This window comes from Streptomyces sp. NPDC005141 (genome assembly GCF_053599975.1).
Genome location: NZ_JBSFYW010000028.1, coordinates 86,869 through 108,897, shown reverse-complemented (window position 1 = coordinate 108,897; position 22,029 = coordinate 86,869). Strand labels below are relative to the sequence as shown.

Genomic DNA, 22,029 nt, shown 5'->3' with positions numbered 1-22,029 from the left:
CCCCAACTCGACGACCTTTCGCCCCCTCCGCCCCTTCCCGTCCCGTACCCGGGGGCGCTGCCCCCGGACCCCCGCTCCTCAAACGCCGGAGGGGCTGATCTGGCCGGGGAGGCGCTGGCCCCGGCTCCTCGGACGCCGGAGGGGCTGATCCTGCCGGGGAGGCGGTGCCCCCGGACCCCCGCTCCTCGAACGCCGGAGGGGCTGAATCTCCGGCGATTTCAGCGGGGGTCCAGGAAGCGGTGGCTCAGTCGACCTCGGCCACCGCCTGGGCGAACTGGGCCTGGTACAGGCGGGAGTACGCTCCGCCGGACGCCAGCAGCTCGGCGTGCGCGCCCTGCTCCACGATGGACCCGTCCTCCATCACGAGGATGGTGTCCGCGTCCCGGATCGTCGACAGCCGGTGGGCGATCACGAACGACGTCCGGCCGTGCGCCAGCTTCGCCATCGCCTTCTGGATCAGCACCTCGGTCCGGGTGTCCACGGAGCTGGTCGCCTCGTCGAGCACCAGGATCACCGGATCCGACAGGAACGCCCGGGCGATCGTGATCAGCTGCTTCTCGCCCGCGCTGACCCCGCTCCCCTCGTCGTCGATCACCGTGTCGTAGCCGTCGGGCAGCGTACGGACGAACCGGTCGGCGTGCGCCGCGCGCGCAGCCTCCTCGATCTCCCCGCGGGTGACGTCCCGTGAGGCCCCGTACGCGATGTTGTCGGCGATCGTGCCCCCGAACAGCCAGGTGTCCTGGAGGACCATGCCTATCCCGGACCTCAGCTCGTCCCGGGACATCGACGTCACATCGACCCCGTCGAGGGTGATCCGGCCGCCCGTGACGTCGTAGAACCGCATGAGCAGGTTAACCAGCGTCGTCTTGCCGGCGCCGGTCGGGCCGACGATGGCCACCGTGTGGCCCGGCTCCACCTTCAGCGAGAGGTCCTCGATGAGCGGCTTCTCCGGGTCGTACCGGAAGGACACGTGCTCCAGCGCCACGCGCCCGCGCAGCTCGCCGGGACGGTCCGACACCTTCGGGTCCGCCTCCTGCTCGTCCGCGTCGAGGACCTCGAAGACCCGCTCCGCCGACGCGACACCCGACTGCACCAGGTTCGCCATCGACGCGACCTGCGTCAGCGGCATCGAGAACTGGCGGGAGTACTGGATGAACGCCTGCACATCACCGATCGACAGCGAGCCGGAGGCCACGCGCAGACCGCCGACCACCGCCACCAGCACGTAGTTCAGGTTCGACACGAACATCATCAGCGGCTGCATGACACCGCTGTTGAACTGCGCCCTGAACCCCGCCTCGTACAGCTTCTCGTTCTGCTCGGCGAACTGCGCCGCCGACTCGTCCGCCCGCCCGAACACCTTCACCAGGTTGTGGCCGGTGTACATCTCCTCGATATGGGCGTTGAGCTTGCCGGTGGTGCGCCACTGCTGCACGAAGTGCGGCTGCGAGCGCTTGCCGATCCGGGTGGCGACGACGAACGACAGCGGCACCGTGACCAGCGCGACGAGCGCGAGCAGCGGTGACACCCAGAACATCATTGCGAGCACACCCACGATGGTCAGCAGCGAGTTGACGAGCTGGCCCATCGACTGCTGGAGGGTCTGCTGGATGTTGTCCATGTCGTTCGTGGCGCGGCTGAGGACCTCACCGCGCTGCCGCTTGTCGAAGTACGACAGCGGCAGCCGTGACAGCTTCGCCTGGAGGTCCTCGCGCATGCGGTAGACGGTCTTGTTGACGGCCCGGTTCACCAGGCGCGTCGCCACCGCCATCAGCAGGCCGGCCAGCAGGAAGGTGCCGAGCGCCAGCAGCAGGATGTCCCCGACGGCGTTGAAGTCGATGCCCTCGCCCGGGGTGAAGTCCGTCCCCGAGAGCATGTCGGCGACGCCGCCCTGGCCGTGCTCGCGCAGCGCGTCCAGGGCCTCGGCCTTGGTCTCACCGGCCGGCATCTGCCGCCCGACGATCCCCGCGAAGACCAGGTCCGTGGCCCTGCCGAGGATCTTCGGGCCGACCACCGAGAGCCCCACGCTCAGGACGACGGCGACCAGCATCACGTACAGCGTGGTGCGCTCGGGCTTGAAATGGACGAGCAGCCGTCTGCCCGACCCCTTGAAATCCATCGAGCGCTGATCGGGGCCGCCCCCGGCCATCATCCGCCCCATCGGCCCGGCCATCAGGCGGCCTCCGCTTCCGTCAGCTGGGAGAGCACGATCTCCCGGTAGGTCTCGTTGTCCGCCATCAGTTCGTGGTGCCGTCCGCTGCCCACGACCCGGCCCTCGTCGAGGACCACGATCCGGTCGGCCTCGCGGATGGTCGACACCCGCTGGGCCACGATCACCACGGTCGCCTCGGAGGTCTCCGCGGACAGCGCCGCGCGCAGCGCCGCGTCCGTCGCGTAGTCGAGGGCCGAGAACGAGTCGTCGAAGAGGTAGATCTCGGGGCGCTGCACGAGGGTGCGGGCGATGGCCAGCCGCTGACGCTGGCCGCCGGACACATTCGTCCCGCCCTGCGCGATCGGTGAGTCCAGCCCGTTCTCGAGCTGCTCCACGAAGCCCTTGGCCTGCGCCACCTCCAGCGCGTGCCACAGTTCCTCGTCGGTCGCCTCCGGGTTTCCGTACCGCAGGTTCGTGGCGACCGTCCCCGCGAACAGGTATGGCTTCTGCGGGACCAGCCCGACCGTCCTGGCCAGCAGCTTCGGCTCGATGGTCGCCACGTCCACGCCGTCGACGAGCACCTGGCCGTCGGTGGCGTCGAACAGGCGGGGGATCATGCCGAGCAGGGTCGACTTCCCGCTGCCCGTAGACCCGATGACCGCGGTCACCTCGCCGGGGCGCGCCACGAGGCCGACGGCCTTCAGGACCGGCTCCTCGGCGCCCGGGTAGCGGAAGCCGGCCTCGCGGATCTCCAGATGGCCGTGGCGGCGCAGCTCAAGGACGGGCGCGACCGGCGGAACGACACTGCTCTCGGTGGCGAGGACTTCCTGGATGCGCTCGGCGCAGACCTCCGCGCGCGGCACCATCATGAACATGAAGGTGGCCATCATCACGGACATCACGATCTGCATCAGGTAGGCGAGGAACGCGGTCAGATCGCCGATCTGCATGCCGCCGCTGTCGATGCGGTGGGCGCCGAACCAGACGACCGCGATGGACGACAGGTTCACCACCGTCATGACGATCGGGAACATCAGGGCCAGCATCCGGCCGGTGGCCAGCGACGTCTCGGTGAGGTCGGTGTTGGCGCCCTTGAAGCGCTCCTTCTCGTAGCCGTCGCGCACGAACGCGCGGATCACGCGGTTGCCGGTGATCTGCTCGCGCAGCACCCGGTTCACGGTGTCCAGGCGCACCTGCATGGTGCGGAACAGCGGGCGCAGCCTGCGCACGATGAGGGTCACGCAGATGCCGAGGGTGGGCACCACGGCGACGAGCACCGCGGACAGCGGCACGTCCAGGCCGAGGGCCAGGATGATGCCGCCCACGCACATGATCGGCGCCGACACCAGCAGGGTGAACGTCATCAGGGCCAGCATCTGCACCTGCTGGACGTCATTGGTGGTGCGGGTGATCAGCGACGGAGCGCCGAAGTGGCCCAACTCACGCGCCGAGAAGGACTGGACACGGTCGAAGACGGCCGCCCGGATGTCCCGGCCGACCGCGGAGGCCGTGCGGGCGCCGTAGAAGACGGCGCCGATGTTGCAGACGACCTGCGCCAGCGAGATGCCGATCATCAGGGCACCGAAGGACAGGATGTAACCCGTGTCCCCCTTCACGACACCGTTGTCGATGATGTGCGCGTTCAGCGTGGGCAGATAGAGCGTGGCGCAGGTCTGCAGGAACTGCAGCAGCACCAGCAGGGCGATGGGTTTCTTGTACGGACTGAGGTGGGTCCGCAGGAGTCGTATGAGCACGCGGGGTCTCTCGGAGTGGTCGGCGGTGGGGTGATCGGCGGGCGATGCATGGTGCACCACCCCCTATCGTCGAGCACTCCACCCGCGTTACCTCAACCGATTAACCCAAGTGCGGTCCAAAAACGGACCATGCCTCCGTCTTCGGACGTAGGCAGGCGGAGGGGTTACGCCCGGAACGCCCCGGGATGCGTCTGTTCCCGTACGGACACGTACTGCTGCCGCACGGCCTGCCCCACGGCGAGCTCCTCACCGGGCTCCAGCACCTGGGCGACCGGCCCCTGCCAGGCGGGCGGTGTCCGCGGGTCGAGCGTGCCCTGCGACACGCCGAGGGCCCAGGCGGCCTGGCGGGCCGCGCCGAGCGCCGCGTAGTCCGCCGGCTGCGGCACGACGACCTGCGCGCCGAACAGTGCCGGCGCCACGGCCTGGACGGCGGGCAGTTCGGCGGCCTGGCCGAGAAGGAAGATCCGGCGTACGTCGACACCTCGCCCGCGCAGCACGTCCAGCGCGTCCGCGAGCCCGCACAGCATGCCCTCGAAGGCCGCCCGTGCCAGATGCTCGGGCCGCATCGACTCCCGGCGCAGACCGGCCAGCGTCCCCGCCGTGTGCGGCAGGTTCGGGGTGCGCTCGCCCTCCAGATACGGCAGCAGGACGAGGCCGTGGGAGCCCGGCGTCGACTTCATCGCCAGGTCGGACAGCCCCTCCAGGTCGGACACGCCGACGAGTTCGGCGGCCCCGCGCAGGGCCCGTACGGCATTGAGCGTGGTGACGACCGGAAGATGCATGCCGGTCGCGTCCGCCAGGGAGGTGATCATGCCGGTGGAGTCCACCAGCGCTTCGGGATGGACGGCCATCACGGAGCCGGAGGCGCCCAGCGACACCACCGCGTCGCCGAGCCCGATGCCAAGCCCGAACGCCGCCGCCATGGTCTCGCCGGTCCCGGCGGATATCAGCAGCCCCTCGGGCGTGGTCCCCGCGGCGTCGGAGGGGCCGAGCACCTCCGGCAGCCCGGCCTGGTGGCCGAGCGCGAGATCGATGAGATCCGGCCGGTAGCCGCCGGTCGCCGCCGACCAGTACCCGGTCCCCGAGGCGCCGCCCCGGTCCGTGGTCCTGCGCACGGGCCGCCCGAGAAGCTGCCACACCAGCCAGTCGTGGGCCTGCAGCAGCATGCTGGTGCGCCGCGCGGCCTCGGGCTCGGTCTTGTTCAGCCAGCGCAGCTTGGTGACCGGCTGGGCGGCCTGCGGGACACTGCCCACCGCCTGCGCCCATGCCTCGCGCCCGCCGAGGGCGTCGATCAGATCGGCCGCCGCGACCTGTGCCCGCTTGTCACCGCCGACCATCGCCGGGCGCACGGTGTTCCCCTGCGCGTCGAGTGGCACGAGCCCGTTCTGCTGCGCGGACACGCCGATGGCCTGTACGCCTTCCAGCAGCCCGCCACCGGCGGCCTCGCCCAGGGACAGCAGCCAGGCCTGCGGATCCACGTCGGAAGGACGGCCGCCACCCTCGGCTCCGTCGACCGGATGTGGCGCATACCCCTGCCTCAGCACGGCACCCGTGTCCGAGTCACAGACAACGATACGAGTGAAATCGGGCGAACTGTCCAACCCGGCGACTATCCCCATGGCGGAAATTCTGCCGTACGACGAGGGGTGGCGGCGCCGGGCGGGGCACAGAGGACCCGGCGCGGCCATGGATCCCTAGGTGTTACTGGTGCCCCAGTCGTCCTCGCCGGTGCTGCTCGCGTTCCGTTCCCGCAGTGAGCGGACGCGGTCGGTGACCGAGGCGGGGACGCGGTCGCCCACCTTCTCGCTCACGGTGTGCAGCGCCTTGCCCGCGATCTCGCGGCCCTGCTGGGCGGCGGTCTCCGCGGTGTTGCGCACCGCGGGGTTCTGCGAGACCTGACGAGCGGACTTCTTCAGCTGTTCGTAGCGCTCGCGCCCGGCCCGCGTGCCGAGCACGTAACCCAGGGCCAGTCCGGCGACGAACGTGAGCCGGTAGCGCATGGCGGCCACCCTTCCCTTGCGTCGGCATCGGTGCGGAGGGAACCGATTGGCGGAGCACCCCCCTGCTTGCGCTAATGTATGTGTCGCAGCGAGTGCACGCCCCCTGGCGAATACCCAGGTAGGTGCGTTCGATGCAAAGATCAATCCCCTGTAGCTCAATTGGCAGAGCAGCCGGCTGTTAACCGGCAGGTTACTGGTTCGAGTCCAGTCGGGGGAGCTCGATCTCCTGTAGCTCAATTGGCAGAGCAGCCGGCTGTTAACCGGCAGGTTACTGGTTCGAGTCCAGTCGGGAGAGCAACGAAAGAGGGCCCTCAGGGGTCCTTTTTCATGTCCGCAGGAACCGCCCGGGGCATGCCGAAGTCCTCATGGTCGGGCGATGCCGACCATCCGAAGCAGGAGATCGTATGAGCGGCTATGCTGCGGCAGACGGCGCGCACAAATGTGCGCGGCGCGCCGTAACGGGGCGGTAGCTCAGCCGGTTAGAGCAGCGGACTCATAATCCGTCGGCCGTGGGTTCGAGTCCCACCCGCCCCACTACGCGCTACGCGTGCAGAATCGATGTGACCAGTAACTTCCCTGACTGGTCAGGCGAGTTGAAGGTCCCCGCGGGCGCCCCGCCCGGCGGTGGGTCCATGATCGCCAGGACCTTCCGGAGTCCCGCGACGCGGCCAAGCCCGTTGTCACCCGGATGGCCCGACCGTCCCTCGGGTGGAGTACGTCGCCACCGGCCCACCCTCCCCGAAGCGGTTGGCCGGGCCCCGGTAGATCGCTTCCCGAACGGGCCGATCGGTCTCGATGACGGGGCGTCGGCGGAAGCCACGCGCGGCTCATGGGTTCCATGGCGAAGTGGGAGACCGTGAACGCGGCCCTTCGGGACTGCGCGACGCCGGATCGAGCCGGTTGACGCGGCCGGGAAGCTCGCCGCGCGGGGCGCGAGAGGCGAGTCCGAGCAGGCGTCGGCGGCGCGTCACGGACGGAAGCCGGCCCGGCTCACGGCCTTCAAGTGATCACGTATCTGCTGGACACCTCCGCGAGGAAGTGCAGCGGCGGGACGCGAGGAGCCTGGTCGACGGGGCGGCGAGGCCGCTGCCTGATGCGTCCGGGACGGCGGGGCTGGAGCGGGGGAGACGCCGCGGTGACGAAGCCTCCAGTTGACGCTCTGTCAAATACCGTCTCTCGAAAGGTCGTTGACGATCGCATTCCGGCAATGAAAGGGCGCACACGCTCCATTCTGCGGTGTAGCTTCTACCCGTCAGTAGGGGCTTGAGCAAGGGTGGATGTGTGGCTGCCTCTCCGCAAACCGAAAAGTTCGCCGCCTGCCTGCGGATGCTGAAGGACCGCAGTGGCCGGGGCTATGACCGCCTCGGTAAGGAGGCGGGCGTCAGCGGCTCCAGTCTGCATCGGTACTGCTCCGGCCTCAGCGTCCCGACGGACTACCGGGTGGTGCATTCCTTCGCCAAGGTGTGCGGCGCCAGTACGGAGGAGCTCCGCGAACTCCACCGGCTGTGGGCGCTGGCGGACACCGACCGGGACGTATCGGCCGTGACCGCCGTGACCGCCGTGACCGCCGAGGACGACCCGGAACCGGAACCGGACGGTCCTGCCGTGCCCCCGCAGGCGAGCCCCGCACCGGACGACGCCATCCCGCCGGAGATAGCCCCCGAGGAGGCCGAGAAGCCGCGACGGTCCCGGGTGCCCGAGAAGCTGTCCTCCCGTCTCGCGATACTGGCCGCCGGGGCGGCGGTGGTGCTGGTGGCCGGCTTCGTGTGGATGCCCGGCGGGCGCTCCGCCAGTGCCTCGCCGGAGGCCGGCGACAGGCTGCTGCACTCCTCCGCGTGCAAGTCGGTGCGCATGGGACAGCACGACGAGTGCGTCCGTGAGGTCCAGATCCTGTTGGTGCGGGCCAAGGGCAGGCTCGCCGTCGACGGGGACTTCGGGCCGGAGACCCTGCGCAGACTGACGGCGTTCCAGGTGCTGGCGGGTATGCCGGCCAGCAGCGTGGTCGACGAGGCCACCAAGAAGGAGCTCTACGCGCAGAAGGTGAGCATGGCGACCTGGTCGTCGGCCAGGGTGGCGAAGCGGATCCGTGAAGTGTTCGTCGAGGATCCCCGCACCGCCGTGGCCATCGCCCGCTGTGCGTCGTTCCTCGACCCGCTGTGGGTGCTGCCCAACACCAACGGCAGCCGCAACTGGGGCGTGTTCCAGATCTCCGACGCCCGCCTGCGGGAGCTCGACGGCACACCGCTGCGGGCGTTCGACCCGGAGTGGAACATCCAGGCGGCCCACCGGCTGTGGAGCGTCCGGCGCGACTTCCACGACTGGCCCTCCTGCGAGGCGGCACTGAAGGACGAACCGAAGAACTGAAGCCCGGAAGCCCGGACGCCTGAAAGCCCGGAAGCCCTGGGTACCGCCGCCGCGGTACCCAGGGCTTCCGGCTCCGGATCACCCGGGGCTGCGTCAGATCGTGCCGCTCTCCCACCACCAGTCACGGCCGAGGTCGGCCCTGCTGTCGACGTGCTGGTGGTCGACGGTGTACCTCTCGAGACCGGAGAACCCGCAGGTCTCCGCCTTCTGGTAGACGGTCTTGGTGGCCACGCCGGGCACGTCGAGGTCGGCCGCGGTGCCGTACAGGTGCATGCTGTCGCTGGCCCCGCCGATGTCGGCGTTGTGCTCGATGCTGCGGAAGCCGGAGTTGACGGTGATCGGCTTGTCGCCCAGCTTCTTGCGCAGCGCCTCCAGCTTGTACATGCAGCGGCGGGCGTTCTCCTTCACCTGAGCCGCGCTCACCTTGCCGCCGTTGAAGTTGCCGCTCGACTGGTCCACGAACTCGCTCCAGTTGAAGTGGGCCGTGGAGCCGTCCGACCGCTCCAGCGCGTTGAGCTTCGCCTGGGTGTTGGGCCCGACGCTGCCGTCGGCGGTGAGACCGTACGCCGCCTGGAACCGCTTCACGGCCGCGAGGGTGCCGGGGCCGAAGTCTCCGTCGAGGCCGACCCGGGTGTGACTGGCGCTGTCGGCCGCCCAGCCCGCGACCCGGATCTGCAGCTCGGTCACGTCGGCGCCGGTGTCGCCCTGGTTCAGCGTGCGCGACCACGAATAGGCCTGTGCGGTACCCGGGAACAGCAGCTGGCCGAACGCGACGCCGGCGCCGACGGCCAGCGTGCCGCGCAGCATGCTGCGGCGGTCGAGGGGGCGGCTGCCGACGGAGCGGCCGTCGGTGGAGCGGAAGAAGGAAGTCATCGTCGTCCTTTCGGAACGGTGGTGCGAAAAGGCGTGAAGAGGGGTCAGTAGGCGATCTGGAACGTCACGTTCTGCGCGTCGGTGTCGTAGGCGTGGACGCGCAGGACGAAGTGCGTGCCGTCGTTGACGTCGGTGGCGACGGTCGCCCACTCGGTGCCGTGGGTGGAGTACGTGTTGCCGTGGTTGCACTGGGTGGTGTGGTCGACGAACACCACACAGGCGTCCAGGAACGCCCCCTCCGGCGTGTTCGCGCTGAGCCGCATGTTGATGTCACCGCACCGCGAGGACGTGGTGTAGGTGCCGTACTCCTTGGCGGCTGCCTGGTAGTGGTACGTCAGGGTCTTGGCGCCGCCGTAGCAGCTGACCGCGGCGGCCGAGGACTGTGCGGAGGCGGGCGCGACGCCCACGCCCAGCAGCGCGGCCGCGGTGAACAGAGCCGAGGCGAACGCCCTGCTCCTGATCATGGTGGTCTCCGTTCGGGTGAGGGGGTCAGAAGGCGATCTGCAGGGTGGCGGAACTGCCCTCCAGGTCCACGCCGTTGGGCACGGTGAACCTGGTGCCGTCCAGGACGTCGGTGGCGATGGTCGTCCAGCTCCGGCCGACTTTGGTCCAGCGGTTGCAGACGCCGGTCTTCTCGAACTTCACGCAGGCGACGACGTAGTCCGCGTCGCCGCCGGTGATGCGCATGTTGATGTCGGTACAGCGGCTCGTGGTCCGGTACGGGCCGAAGTCGAGCACGTCCCCGTAGTGCACCGTGACGGCCCCGCCGTAGCAGCTCGCGGCGGCGGCGGTGGCAGGGGCGGCCGAGGCGGGCGCCGGGACGGTGAAGCCCAGGGTGGCGAGCAGGGCCACGAGGGCCGCGCGTGCGAACCGGTCGGTCATGGAGATCCTCCTGAGTACGGCGTCGGCTACGGTCGGGATCACCGGTTGGCCAGACGGTCCAGATCGGCCTGGGTGCCGTTGAACACGTCCGCGGTCGCCGGTGCCTTTACGCCCGGGAAGATCGCGGCGTCGGTGTACTGCCACATCGCCCAGGTCGTCGATCCGCTGGGCACCGGCGGCTGGGTGATCGACTGGCGGTAGTCCGCGAGTTGCAGCGGATACCGGGCGAAGGCGGTGGTCGAACCCAGGCAGTCGTCCAGGAAGGACTTCTGGGTGTAGATGACCGGCGTGCGGCCGAAGGCCGCCTCCACCCGGTCGAGCCAGGCCTTGGCGTCGTTCACCGTGCCGTAGGTGGGGCAGCGTCCGCTGCCGTCGTCCATGCGTTCCAGGTCGAAGATCGGCGGCAGGTCGCCCGCACGCTGCCCGGTGTAGCCGGTCGCCCGCACGGCGGCGATGAACCGGTCGGCCTGGGCGCCACCCGTGTCGGCCGACGTGCCCGTGTAGAAGTGGTACGGCGCGACGGCCAGCCCCGCCGCTCTGGCCGCGTTGAGGTCGGTGGCGAGGTATTCGTCGGTGACGTTCAGGCCCCGGGTGGCCTTGACCGTCGCGAACTCGACACCCGAGGCCCGCACGGCCTTCCAGTCGATCGGCGCGCCGCCGGGGTGCTGGTACTTGGCCGTGTCCAGGCCGTCGATCGGGTAGCCGGCGGGGCGCGCCGGCGTGCAGTACGTGTTACGGCTGGACCACTCCACCAGCTTCGCCCAGGTGTTCGGGCCCACGGTGCCGTCGGCACTGAGGTTGGCGCAGTGCTGGAGTTCGACGACCCGGTCCTCGGTCCCGCCCCCGAAGTCGCCGTCGATCGTCAGCGGCGGATAGTGGAACGGCTCCATCGCCAGGTTCAGACGGCACTGCACCTCCTTGACCTCAGTACTCTTCGCGCCCTTCTTCAGCGTCGGGCGCGCGTCGGTGTGGCCGCACACGGTCGCCTGCGCCGCGCTCGACGTGCCCTGGTTCGCGCAGGTGTGCGGTTGCGCGGCCCAGGAGTTCAGCGCCGTCCAGGTCGCCGGGCCGAGCACACCGTCGACGCCCAGCCCGGCGCACCGCTGGAACTCCTTGACCCGCGTCTCCGTCGCCGCCCCGAACGAGCCGTCCGCCGCGATCGGCGTGTACCGGCTCGGCTTCGTCGCCAGATCGAGTTCGCACTGCGCCTCGACCGTCGCGTCCCCCGTCGATCCCTGCTGAAGCGTGGGCTGTGCGCTCGTGTGCCCGCAGACCGCGACCGCGGTGGCCGCGGTGGACTCCGCCGCCTGCGCCGCCACGGGCCCGTACAGGGGCAGGACCGCTGCCACGGCGAGGGTCAGACCCCGCAGAAGCGTCCTTCGTCCCATCTGGTGTTCCCCCTCTGATGAGTGGCCGGGAACCCCCGGCCGCTGGTCATGCTGGCAGTGGTTGTCCCGGGGCGGATCCGCTTGCTCCGGATCGGGACGCCGGGACAGTCGCGCGCCCGTGACCTGCGGGAACGCATCGCCGCTGGGACGGACATGGGACGCGGGAGGCGGAGCTGGAGCTCGACGAGGAGGCCGTCGGGCGCACGCGTGTGAGGCGGGAGAAGGGCCCCGAGGACGGATTACCTCCGTCGAGCCGGGCGGACCCCCTTGCCGGGCGGCCCTCGGCGCACCCCGGAGTCCGCGGAGGCCGGTGTCCTGCCCAGGGAGGAGGGGCCGCGCCGGAACATCCTGCTCGGAGGGTAGGAGGGGTGCCTCCGTGGGCACGATGCGTCTACGTGTGTCGGCGAGGGACGCTGGGCTCGTCAGTCATGAGGAGGGGTCATGAACCGTCAGATCCGGATTCGCGTCAACCGTCGGCCCGCCGCTCCGCGCGAGATGCCGATCGACCGCAGGACGCCGTCGGGGCGTGTGCTGCCGTACTGACCCGCCCGTCACCGGCGGCGAGACCCGGCGCGGGCTCGCGGGGCCGGACACAGGAGTGCGGCCCGCCGAGCAGGCGCTCGGCGGGCCGCGTCCGATCACGCGGGGTCAACGGCCCAGTGCCGCGCCGCCGTTGATGTGGAGGAGCTGGCCCGTCACGTAGGCCGCCTCCGGTGACGCCACGTACCGGATGGCGGCCGCGATCTGTTCGGGCCGGCCGGGCTGCCCGGTGAGGGACTGGGCCACGCGGGCGGCGACGAAATCCGGGGTGGCGCGGTCACCGAAGAACTCGGTGTCGCCGACGAAGCCGGGGGCGACCGCGTTCACGGTGATGCCCTCGGAGCCCACGCGCTGGGCGAGATCGTAGGTGTAGGTGTTGATCCAGCCCTTGGAGCCGCCGTACGAGCCGGGGCCGCGCAGCGAGGCGATCGAGGAGAGCTGCACGATACGGCCGCCGGGGCGGCGCACGTGGGGGAGCAGCGCCTCGGTGAGCAGGACGGCGGTCAGGACGTTGGCGTCGAAGTTGCGCCGGTAGCTCTCGGCGACGGAGGCCAGACCACCGTCGTGCGACACGGCGGCGTTTCCGCCCGCGTTGGCGACCAGGACGTCCACCGGGGTGTCGTCCTCGACGATGAAGTCCCTTGCCGTGCCGACCTGTTCGGGGTCGGCCAGATCCGCCGCGTGCCAGGACGCGGTCGCCCGGCCGTATCGCTCGTTCAGTCCGTCGGCCGCCTTGCGCAGGACGTCCTCGCGGCGTCCGAGGAGCACCACCCGATCCCCGTCCGCGGCGAAGACCTCCGCCGTCGCCAGGCCGATCCCCGTCCCGCCGCCGGACACCACCACACGCCGTCCGCTCATGTCCATCCCGCCCGTCGTCGCTGATGTTCCCGGATGTGAACGTGGGTCATGTCCACGCACGGATGGTGACGCTACGGAGGCCGTGCGGCGGAGTCAAGTGGCCTGATATGGGGCCGACTTGACCCGCGCCGTCGTTTCGTCACCCGAACCGGCGGGCAGGGAACGTGCAGCGTTTGTCCCGGTCCGTCCGGACCGAGGGAGGGGGAGCGCTGTGCGTGACCATGTGCGGACCGCGGACGGGCGGCTGCTGCGTGTCGAAGTCTCGGGGGATCCACGGGGGCGCCCGGTGTTCCTGCTGCACGGCATGCCCGGCAGCCGGGTCGGCCCCCGGCCGCGGGCCATGTTCCTGTACCAGCGCGGCACCCGGCTGATCAGCTACGACCGCCCGGGGTACGGAGGTTCGGACCGGATGCCGGGGCGGCGTGTCGTCGACGTCGTGCAGGACGTGGCCTGCATCGCGAACGCCCTGGGGATCGAGCGGTTCGCCGTCGCCGGACGGTCCGGGGGCGCCCCGCACGCGCTGGCCTGTGCCGCGCTGATGCCGCAGCGGGTGACCCGGGCCGCCGCGCTGGTGGGGCTCGCGCCGCGCGACGCCGAGGGGCTGGACTGGTTCGCCGGGATGGCGCCGTCCAACGTCCATGAGTTCAGGACGGCGTTCGACGATCCGGACCGGTTCACGGCGCGGCTGATTCCGCGGTCCGCCGTCATCCGGCGTGATCCGGTACGCCTGCTGGAGGACCTGCGGCCCGAACTCACCGATGACGACCGGAAGATCGTCTCCGACAGCACGATCCGTTCGATGCTGTTGCGCAACTACCGCGAGGCGCTGCGGACATCGCCGTACGGCTGGATCGACGACGCTCTGGCGCTCACCGGGCACTGGGGCTTCGATCCGGCGGAGATCCAGGTGCGGGTGCTGCTGTGGCACGGCGTGAAGGACGTGTTCTCCCCGGCCTCGCACTCGTCCTGGATGGCCGCGCGGATTCCCCGCGCCACGGCGGTGCTCGAACCCGCCGCCGCGCACTTCGCCGCCCTGCGGGCCCTGCCCAAGGTGCTGGCCTGGCTGCTGGCGGATGTGCCGGTCTGGCCCGGGCACCGGCGGGGACGGACCCCGGAGGCGGCCGCCCCCTGCGCCCCCGCCGCGTCCGCGGGCCGGCGCTCCCAGGCCCCCGCTTCGGCCTGAAGGCTCTCGCCACTCGCCCTCGGGTGCCCGCGGGGCCTCGGCGACAGGCCTCGAGAGGGGCCGACGGCCGGACCGCCCCTCCGGGACCCGGCGCCGAGCGCCGGAGGAGCCGATGGCCGGCCCCACCGGTGCCCGGGATCCGGGTCCCCTCACACCGCCAGCGGCTCCAGGTCCCGGTAGATGCGGCGGTCGTCCGCGGCGACCCGGGTCATCCCGTTCTCGTCGCCGAGGAGCGAGCGCAGCTCCGCGAGGGCCTCGGCGCGCATGCGGCGGGCCTCGTCCTTGCGGCCCAGCGCGGCCAGGGTCAGTCCGGTGTTCGCCACTATGGCGAGGGTTTCCGGATGGTGGGGCCCGAGCACCCCGCGGAGGGTCTGGATGGCGTTGTCCTCCAGTTCTCGGGCTTCGGGGAGACGGCCCTGGTCGGCGAGGACGTTGGCGTAGTTGATGCCGGTGAACAGGGTGTGGGGGTGCTTCTCTCCGAGTACCTCGCCCATCCGGCGCAGCACCTTGCGGAACACCTTCTCCGCCTCCTCGGTGTCGCCGCAGCCCCAGTGGAAGATCCCCAGGTTGTTGAGCGCGGCCTGGGTGTACGGATGGGCCTCGCCCGGCACCTTCATGTACTCCGCCAGGGCCTCACGGGCGACCTCCCGCGCGGCCTCCCGCTCGTCCGCGGCGAACAGGTCGGCGGCCATGTTGAGGTCGCAGGCGAGCGAGTCGGGCGTCGGCGCCTCGTACTGCTGCCGGTACTGGCCGCGCGTGGCGGTCGTGAGCCGGCGGGCGTCCTCGAGCTGGCCCGCCCGGCGCAGCGACACCGCGAGCGACTTGGCGCAGCTCAGCGTGCCCGGGAACCCCTTGCCGAGGATCCGTTTGTGGGCGTCGTAGGCGCGGGACAGGAGAGACACCGACTCGGCGTAGCGGCCGACCTCGCGCAGATCGCGGCCGAGCCGGGCCGCAGAGGCGAGCGTGTACGGGTGGTCGGGGCCGAGCACCTCGACCCGGCGGTCGAAGGTCTCCTGGTCCAGGACGCGGGCCTCGCCGTAGCGGCCGACCATGCGCAGCGCCAGCGCGAGGTTGTTGGCGGCGCTGAGGGTGCGCCGGTGCGACTCGTGGAAGATCTGGCTGAAGCCGTCGTGCGCCTCGCGGGCGAACTCCACCGCCGACTCGTACACACCGAGCGCCGCCAGATCGCTGGCGAGGCTGGACATGGTGACGTACGTATGGGGGTGCGAGGGCCCGAGAACCCGCTTCTGGCGTTCCAGGAGCTCGGTGTTGATCTCACGGGCCTCCACGTAGAGCCCCTGGGAGCGCAGGACGTTGCCGAGCTGGGCCCGCAGGTACAGATACTGGACGTCGTCCTCGCCGAGGATCGGCTTCCAGTGCTCGAGGAGGTCCTCGGCGAACGCCTGGGCACCGGGGAAGTCACCGCGCTTCCACAGATAGCGGACGCGGTCGATGAGCAGCCTGCGGGTTCCGGCCTCGGTGCAGTTGCGGGCGTCGGAGGCCGAGGCCGGCAGGTGCGGCCAGATGACCGCGAAGCGCGGCCAGGTCTCCGGGTCGTCGATCGGCTCGTCGCCGTCGGGCCGGCAGCCCGCGAGGACCGTGTGCACCACGTGCCGGGCCTGCCGCTGCTCGTCCTCGCTGAGCTGCGAGCGGATCACGGCCTGCACCAGCCGGTGGACCTGGATGCTGTTGCTGACCTGGTCGACCTTGGCGAGCGCGAACCGGCCGATCTCGCGGATCACCCGGCCGAGCAGCAGACTCTCCTGGAGAGCGGGATCGTAGGGCCGCAGAGCGTCGATCATCTCCTTGCTGTAGAGCAGGTGCGAGGAGATCGGCTCGGCCGCCATGAACGCGCACAGCTGCAGCAGCCGTACGGAGGCCGGGGAGCGCTCGCGCAGCCGGGCTATGGAGATGTTCCAGGTCGCGGCCACCGTCTTCGGGTAGTCGACGGCCTGGTTCAGGTCCAGCACCTCGGTGGTCTGTTCGGCGAGCTGACGCAGATACTCCTCGATCGGGGTGGCCGTCTCCGCTAGCCAGGCCGCCGCCTGTTCCACCGCGAGCGGCAGATCGCCGACCGCGGTCGCCACCCGCTCCGCCTCCTTGACGCTCAGCCCCGAGGCCCGCCGGGTGAGGTGCTCGACGCTCTCCTCGCGCAGGAACACGTCGATGGGCAGCGAGGCGCCCTGCTGCGCCCAGGCCTGGTTGCGGGAGGTGACCAGGATGTGCCCACCGCCTCCTTCCGGGAAGAAGCGTTTGAGCTGCGCCGGGTCGTCGGCGTTGTCGAAGACCAGGATCCAGCGCTTGGTCGGTGCCCCGCGGGCCAGCATCCGCACGGCTTCCTGGCTGGCCAGGTTGATGTCCTCGGCGCTGGGCGCGCCGATGCGGGCGGCGAGTTCGGCGAGCGAGGAGACGACGTTGTCGGGGTCCTCGGCGGAGATCCACCACACCAGGTCGTAGTCGGCCATGAACCGGTGCACGTACTCCAGCGCCACCTGGGTCTTGCCGACGCCGCCCAGTCCGTACAGTGCCTGCGGCTGCGGCAGGACGACCGAGATGCCGCTGCCGAGCTGGTCGCGGACATGGTCGAGGATGACATCGCGCCCGGTGAACATGCTGTTGCGCTGCGGCGCGCTCCAGATCGCCGGGGTGCTGCCGGGGAAGCGGGGCCCGGACGCGCTGCCCTCGACGGGCCGGCCCGGCAGCTCCAGGGCGCTCAGCAGGGAGCTGACGCACTGCGTCTCGTCGAGCCGGTGCAGATCGACCGGGTTGCGGTCGAGGTAGTACTGCGGCAGATGGACCTCGTCGACCCGCACCGGGACGATCGTGCCCTGCGAGGCCTCGCCGTCGGCGTCGGCCAGGGCGCGCCAGACTGGCTCCGCGTGGCGCGACTTGCGGAACGCCTTCGACAGCAGCACGAGGGTGCGGGTCGCCGGGTCGGGATGCTCGACGGGGCCGCTCGCGATGTCGTGCGGGGTGACGTTGCAGCCGGCCCGCTTGAGGAGCGACTCGATCCAGTCGGCCCAGACGCGGTTCTCCGCCGTGTACGCGATCACCACGTCGGCCGCGGTCGTCATCGGCCGCCGCCTCAGGAACGCGTCGCGGCAGCGCAGCCGCACCGGCTCCGGCACCGCCGGCAGGCCGGTGATCTCGCCGTCCGAGATCACCGCGGTGAGCCGCTCGAAGGCGGACAGCAGCGAGTTGGCGATCCCGCTCTCGTCGCCCACGGTCGCGAGGGTCTCCTCGTAGGCGTAGTACGGGCGGTACGGGATCTCGACGGCGCCCCAGTAGGCGGTCAGCTCCTCGCCGGCCAGCTCCTCCCCGCCGAGCCCCTTGGGCAGCCCGTCGAACTTCAGCCGGGCCAGCGCCCGGCCGGCGTCCACCTTCTCCTTCTCGCCCTCGTCGATCCGCATCGGCACCGGCAGGACCCGGATCTTGCGCGTGCGGTAGCCGTCCTCGACACTGCGGGCCACGGCCGCCGCGCCGTCGAGGGACTGGTCGCTGAGCGTGAAGCAGTCCACCAGCACATCGGGCATCTGCACGGTGCAGATGTCGGCGTTGTCGGACAGTCCGGTGCGGCTGTCGATCAGCACATAGTCGTAGGACGTCTTCATGTCGTCGCGCAGCGCGTCGAGGAAGAGCCCGCCGCCGAGGCGTTCGTAGAAGTTGTCCCATTCGAACGACGACACGCTCGCCGAGTACGAGCGGTCCTGGCGCCCGGCGGAGAGGAAGTCGAGGGAACCGCCCTCCTGGAACCGCAGTCCGAGCCGCTCGGGCGTCAGCGAGATGGCGTGCTGCTCGACGCGCGCGTAGTCCCGGTGCCACTGGCCGGAGCGTTGGGTTCCGGTGGTCGCCGCCCACGCGTACTCGTTGATGATGTCGATGACACCGGTGGTGGCCGCGAGTGCGTTGGGATTGAGGAAGGGATGGAAGAAGCGGTGCAGGCCGGGGGCTTCCAGGTCCCAGTCGACGGCGAGGACGCGCTTTCCGTTGGCCGCGAGGATCCAGGCCGTGTTGGCCAGGGCCATGGTGCGGCCCGTGCCTCCCTTGTACGAGTAGAAGGTGATGATCCGTCCGTCCTGCACGGCCGTCATGCTTCTTCTCCTCCGTGGTCGGATCCGCCTTCGGGCAGCGGCGGGTGGGTGGGGCCCATCAGACGGGGTCGGCTGATCGGCGGACCCGCGGGCGGATGTGCCTCGGCGTGCTTGAGGTACTGCCGGGTCGCGTGCGCGACGACGACAGGGAGTACGTCGGTGAAGGCCTTCAGGGTGGGTACGCCGTTGACGGCGGAGCGGCAGTCGGCACGCCGCCCCCGGTCCAGGATCACCGGCAGCGTCCGTTCGAGATCCGCCGCCAGCTTGCGGCCCTCCTCGCCGTGGCACTGGATGTCGGCCCGGTTCCAGGGGACGATCGCGCTGACCCAGGGGCGGGCGCCGGCGTCGAACGCCTTGAGCCTGCGCGCCCGTTCCTCGTCGGTGAGCGCCCACCGGTCGATGAGCAGGATCCCCGGGTGGCTGGGCCCCGTCTTCTCGGAGTCGTCCGTTTCCAGGTCGCCGCCGGTGGCCTCGTCGTCGAAGGAGGACACCGTGATCCGGTAGTCCAGCGACCGGATCAGCTCCTCGGCGAGGGAGGGCAGTGAACGGGTCGACTCCGAGTGGTACGGATTCCAGTCCTGCGCGTCCTCGCCGTACGGACGGACGTCCCGATGCTCGGGGATGGTGTGCCGGGTGGGCGCCGCCACCGTCAGATGAATGCGCCGGGGGCCCTCGCCCCGCGGCTTGAACGCGCTCGGCGTGCGCTCGTAGGGCCGCGGTCTGCTGGAGGGCAGCGGAGACTCCTGCGCGATCTGCACGATCCGCTGCGCCAGCCCGAGAACCGTCTCCTCGTACTCGTCGCGCAGCCGGTTGAGCTTGATCAGACCGTAGATCCCGTTGGCCGCGTAGCGGTCGCCGAACTGGGCGTGGTCCACATGGATATGCCTTACAGAATCGGGGAGTTGGGCGAGGTCGATATGCGTCCACAGGGCCGGGACGATCGCCTGCACCGCACCGGTCCCGGTCGCCCGCGCCCGCAGAATACGTTCGTTGAACGCGAACCATTCCCGGCCGCAACTCTCACTGGTGAAGTAGCGCGGCGAGAACAGCGGCACGAACACCCGGCAGGTGGCGAGATTTTCGCTGAGTTTCTCCGGCCAGCCGTCCCCCGAGCGCATCTCCCGGTCCATGAACCCGGCGGGAATCCCCGCCGGCAGATCGGTCAGAGCCATGATGTGGTCGCACAGATCGGTGAAGAGGACCTGCACCCAGTGGTCCGGATCCCCGCCGCCCAGCCCCCAGGCCGGTGTGTGGGCGTAACTCAGAAAAAAATAAGGCCGGTTGTCCGATGCCCGTTCAGGTATGTCCACGCGCCCCCCTGCTGTGGATGAGCCCCTACGGGATGTTCACCTGGCCGGAACCAACAATCTTCCCGACCGCGGGCCCGCACGGGTCGCCTCTTTCACGTCAAACCCTGGCGATATCCAGACATCTGGACTCCGAGCGGATCGACGGCCTCCCGCATCCCGAAGAGCCGCACCGGTCTCCCCGCCATTTCCCGTTCCTTCGCGAGATCACGCGGCAGCGCGCCCCGATCGGCCCCGGAGACCCGCCGGACGGGCGCGGGCCGCGGCCGGTGGGGCGGCGGTCCGCCCTGTACGGACGCCCGGCGGGGTCCTTACGCACCGGGCGGGCACGCCCGCCGCCGCATCACCCATGCCGGCCGGCCGGGTCGGCCGAGGAGAGGCGCGCGCTCGCCAGCTCGTCGCGCAGCTCCGCCGCCAACGCGGCTCCCGTTTCGGTGAGTTCGCGTTCGGGGCGGGCCGCGAGATCTTCCAGGGCGCGGCCCGCCCGCTCCAGCGCGGCGGCACGCCGGTCCGCCTCGCCCGCCCAGTAGTCGGCGTCGCCCAGCGCGTGGCTCGCCTCGTCGAGCAGCTGACCGGCCCGGTTGCCCGGCACGTTCAGGTCGGCCGTCTCGCGCAGCGCGGAGAGCCGCGCGAGACGGCCCGCGCGCGGCAGTTCCCGTACGAAGTCGTCCGGCTCGAAGTCGACGGCCAGACCGAGCGCGCCGAGCCCGTGCGCGCCGAGCCGTACGCCCGTTCCGGCCGTGAGCGGGGTGATGGTGGTCAGCCGCGGCGCGTTGGCGCCGTCCTGCCGGACCTGACCGTTCTCCTCCATCAACTCGTATGCGATGCGCAGGCGTTTGGTGAACATGTCGAGTTCGTCGGCACCCAGCGGTGGGGCGACGGGCACGGGGTAGCAGTCGCGGAGGGGGTCCGCGTCGTCGACGAGCAGGCGGGTGCCGTCCGTGACGGGGACGGTGCGCAGGGGCCGCCACCCGGTGGAGGCCTCACCGGAGGTGTACTCGTCGCCCCGGTGGGTGCGCACCCGAAGCTCACCGGCCTTCACCGAGACGGTGACCGGGCCCGGCTCGCGGAGGGCGAGGGTGCCCAGGGTGGGGAGGTGCAGTTCGGCGGTGGGCTGGTCCCAGCCGAGTTCGAGGTCGGCGCGGGCGTTGAAGGCCGCGACGACGACGGCGCAGGCGAGCGGCGCCGGGCCGGTGAGTCTGCCGTGCAGACAGTTCTTGAGCGTGGTGTGCAGATACGGATGGGCGAGGATCTCGTCGACGTACGGCGCGGTCGACGGGTCGGCGTCGAGGTCGAGGAAGGCGCGCCACACCTCGTCCCAGCCGGGCTCGCCGGTGTGCCGGGCGGCCACGACGGGGATCAGGTGACGGACCAACTCCTCCTGTGCGTAGCCGAGTTCGTCACGGTCGTGGACCGCGGGACTGAGCGAGTGGTCGGTGATGCGTTCGGCGACACCGTCGACGAAGGCCCGCAGGTCACCGCAGAAGACACTCGGGTTGGCGAAGCCGTGGCCGGTGCTGTAGCGGTGGGCGTACAGGCCCCCGCCGCAGGATTCGATCACCGGGCAGCGGCGGCAGGTCGCGCTGACACCCGCGAGCCCCAGCTGGCGGGCCCGCACCCCGGGATACCGGGCGAACTCGGCGAAGGTGTGGCGGAAGACGTCGTAGCCGGTGGACGGGGCGCCGTCGTAGGCCGTCTTCAGGGAGTCGGCCTGCTCGAAGGTGCCGTCGGTCTCCACCACCGCGAGGTCGCTCGGCGCGAGCCCCATCGCCTCGGTCAGCGGCGGCCCGCCCCGGAGCGTGCTGAGGACCGACTCGAAGGTCCGCACCCCGACGGTGCGGCCCTGCCCGTCCCAGCGGTCGAAGATCCTCAGCAGCCAGTCGGCGTAGCCGGTGGGGGAGTCGGCCGGCCGGTTCGGCGGGCTGTCCCAGGTGGAGTGCGGCAAAAGGTAGTCGATGCGAGGTGGGTGCAGGGAGGCGAGAGCGTCGTGCACCGCGACGGGATCGTTGGCCACGTCCACGGTGCACAGCAGGCCGCTGTAGAGGTGCCGGTACTCGGGTCTGCGCAGCAGGCCGATCGCGCGCAGCACCCGGTCGTGGCTGCTGCGTCCGCGGCGGTCGCGCCGGTGCCGGTCGTTCGCGGCGCGGTCGCCGTCGAGGGAGATGCTGACTTTGACGTCGAATTCTTTGAACACCTCGAGATGCCGGGTGTTCAGCTGCACGCCATTCGTGTGAATACGGAGATCGAGCGCGGTCACCGGGGTGATGGTGCGAACGAGTTCCGCACAAATGTTTCGCATGCGGACGGGACCCACGAGAAGGGGTTCGCCACCGTGAAGGATCACGGAAACGGAAGAGAGTTTCTCTTCCTCCGCATAGTCCGCGAATCGCCGGGCCACTTTCCCGAGCGTTTCTTCGGAAATGAAGGTCGGGCGCCCTTTCCAGCTCTGATCGGCATGCTCGTACACATAACAGTGATCACAGGCGAGGTCGCATCGACTGTGGATCTTGAGGACGAGTTGCTGGAGCTTCACCCGGTCAAGCGTAGTGCCGGGGGCGCGCCGCTAATACCGCGAACTCCTTGATCCTTCAAGGCGGTTGACGGCTCCGGGGCGCGCGGACGGGCGCACCGGAGCGG

At 70.6% G+C, this 22,029-nt stretch carries 14 protein-coding genes and 3 tRNA genes; 5 read left to right on the top strand and 12 right to left on the bottom strand.

The genetic code is table 11. The features are described from left to right. Positions 1-244 precede the first annotated feature (244 nt). The 4 genes from ACWD68_RS22650 to ACWD68_RS22635 form a co-directional block, all read right to left on the bottom strand. Positions 245-2,173: an ABC transporter ATP-binding protein gene (locus ACWD68_RS22650; RefSeq protein ID WP_451808240.1), complete on the bottom strand. Its 1,929-nt coding sequence runs from the start codon at positions 2,171-2,173 to the stop codon at positions 245-247. After that, positions 2,173-3,906 carry an ABC transporter ATP-binding protein gene (locus ACWD68_RS22645; RefSeq protein ID WP_451808239.1) on the bottom strand — a complete coding sequence of 578 codons (1,734 nt, stop codon included), beginning with the start codon at positions 3,904-3,906 and terminating at the stop codon, positions 2,173-2,175. Before ACWD68_RS22645 ends, ACWD68_RS22650 begins: the two co-directional genes overlap by 1 nt. A 164-nt stretch (positions 3,907-4,070) precedes the next feature. Beyond that, the gene (locus ACWD68_RS22640; RefSeq protein WP_451808238.1) at positions 4,071-5,525 is read right to left on the bottom strand and encodes an FGGY family carbohydrate kinase; all 1,455 of its coding nucleotides are present in this window, start codon (positions 5,523-5,525) and stop codon (positions 4,071-4,073) included. A gap of 75 nt (positions 5,526-5,600) precedes the next feature. Then, positions 5,601-5,906 carry a YtxH domain-containing protein gene (locus ACWD68_RS22635; protein ID WP_451808237.1) on the bottom strand — a complete coding sequence of 102 codons (306 nt, stop codon included), beginning with the start codon at positions 5,904-5,906 and terminating at the stop codon, positions 5,601-5,603. A gap of 144 nt (positions 5,907-6,050) precedes the next feature. Between ACWD68_RS22635 and ACWD68_RS22630 the strand changes: the two genes are divergently transcribed. The 4 genes from ACWD68_RS22630 to ACWD68_RS22615 all read left to right on the top strand — a co-directional run bounded on the left by ACWD68_RS22630 (position 6,051) and on the right by ACWD68_RS22615 (position 8,270). Continuing rightward, positions 6,051-6,123, top strand: a tRNA-Asn gene (locus ACWD68_RS22630). Between the two features lie 5 nt (positions 6,124-6,128). Continuing rightward, positions 6,129-6,201 (top strand) — tRNA-Asn (locus ACWD68_RS22625). Between the two features lie 165 nt (positions 6,202-6,366). Then, a tRNA-Ile gene (locus ACWD68_RS22620) sits at positions 6,367-6,440 on the top strand. Positions 6,441-7,187: 747 nt separating this feature from the next. Further along, positions 7,188-8,270, top strand: coding sequence for a helix-turn-helix domain-containing protein (locus ACWD68_RS22615; protein WP_451808236.1), 1,083 nt, complete (start codon positions 7,188-7,190; stop codon positions 8,268-8,270). A gap of 93 nt (positions 8,271-8,363) precedes the next feature. On the opposite strand, the gene ACWD68_RS22610 is transcribed toward ACWD68_RS22615, so the two are convergent. The 5 genes from ACWD68_RS22610 to ACWD68_RS22590 all read right to left on the bottom strand — a co-directional run bounded on the left by ACWD68_RS22610 (position 8,364) and on the right by ACWD68_RS22590 (position 12,811). Further along, positions 8,364-9,143 carry a D-Ala-D-Ala carboxypeptidase family metallohydrolase gene (locus tag ACWD68_RS22610; protein WP_451808235.1) on the bottom strand — a complete coding sequence of 260 codons (780 nt, stop codon included), beginning with the start codon at positions 9,141-9,143 and terminating at the stop codon, positions 8,364-8,366. A 44-nt stretch (positions 9,144-9,187) separates the two neighbouring features. Continuing rightward, on the bottom strand, positions 9,188-9,607 hold the full coding sequence (locus tag ACWD68_RS22605) for a hypothetical protein (protein WP_451808234.1): 420 nt from the start codon (positions 9,605-9,607) through the stop codon (positions 9,188-9,190). A 25-nt stretch (positions 9,608-9,632) separates the two neighbouring features. Further along, positions 9,633-10,025: a hypothetical protein gene (locus tag ACWD68_RS22600; protein WP_451808233.1), complete on the bottom strand. Its 393-nt coding sequence runs from the start codon at positions 10,023-10,025 to the stop codon at positions 9,633-9,635. 38 nt (positions 10,026-10,063) lie between these two features. After that, entirely contained in the window at positions 10,064-11,413 is a 1,350-nt protein-coding gene (locus ACWD68_RS22595; RefSeq protein WP_451808232.1) for a GH25 family lysozyme, read from the bottom strand. Between the two features lie 648 nt (positions 11,414-12,061). Next, on the bottom strand, positions 12,062-12,811 hold the full coding sequence (locus ACWD68_RS22590; RefSeq protein WP_451808231.1) for an SDR family NAD(P)-dependent oxidoreductase: 750 nt from the start codon (positions 12,809-12,811) through the stop codon (positions 12,062-12,064). Positions 12,812-13,022: 211 nt separating this feature from the next. Between ACWD68_RS22590 and ACWD68_RS22585 the strand changes: the two genes are divergently transcribed. Beyond that, positions 13,023-13,994 carry an alpha/beta fold hydrolase gene (locus ACWD68_RS22585; RefSeq protein WP_451808230.1) on the top strand — a complete coding sequence of 324 codons (972 nt, stop codon included), beginning with the start codon at positions 13,023-13,025 and terminating at the stop codon, positions 13,992-13,994. A 149-nt stretch (positions 13,995-14,143) separates the two neighbouring features. Here the strand turns inward: ACWD68_RS22585 and fxsT are convergent, their stop codons facing one another. From fxsT to fxsBH, 3 genes are all read right to left on the bottom strand, one after another. Next, positions 14,144-18,085, bottom strand: a complete 3,942-nt coding sequence (fxsT, locus tag ACWD68_RS22580) for an FxSxx-COOH system tetratricopeptide repeat protein (RefSeq protein ID WP_451808229.1) — start codon at positions 18,083-18,085, stop codon at positions 14,144-14,146. Further along, on the bottom strand, positions 18,082-19,395 hold the full coding sequence (locus tag ACWD68_RS22575; protein ID WP_451808228.1) for a TIR-like protein FxsC: 1,314 nt from the start codon (positions 19,393-19,395) through the stop codon (positions 18,082-18,084). The genes fxsT and ACWD68_RS22575 overlap by 4 nt, the downstream gene beginning before the upstream one ends. A gap of 340 nt (positions 19,396-19,735) precedes the next feature. Then, a complete protein-coding gene (gene fxsBH, locus ACWD68_RS22570) occupies positions 19,736-21,925 on the bottom strand; it encodes a radical SAM/SPASM protein FxsBH, inactivated beta-hydroxylase extension form (RefSeq protein WP_451808227.1) in 2,190 nt (729 codons plus the stop codon). Between the last annotated feature and the right edge of the window lie 104 nt (positions 21,926-22,029).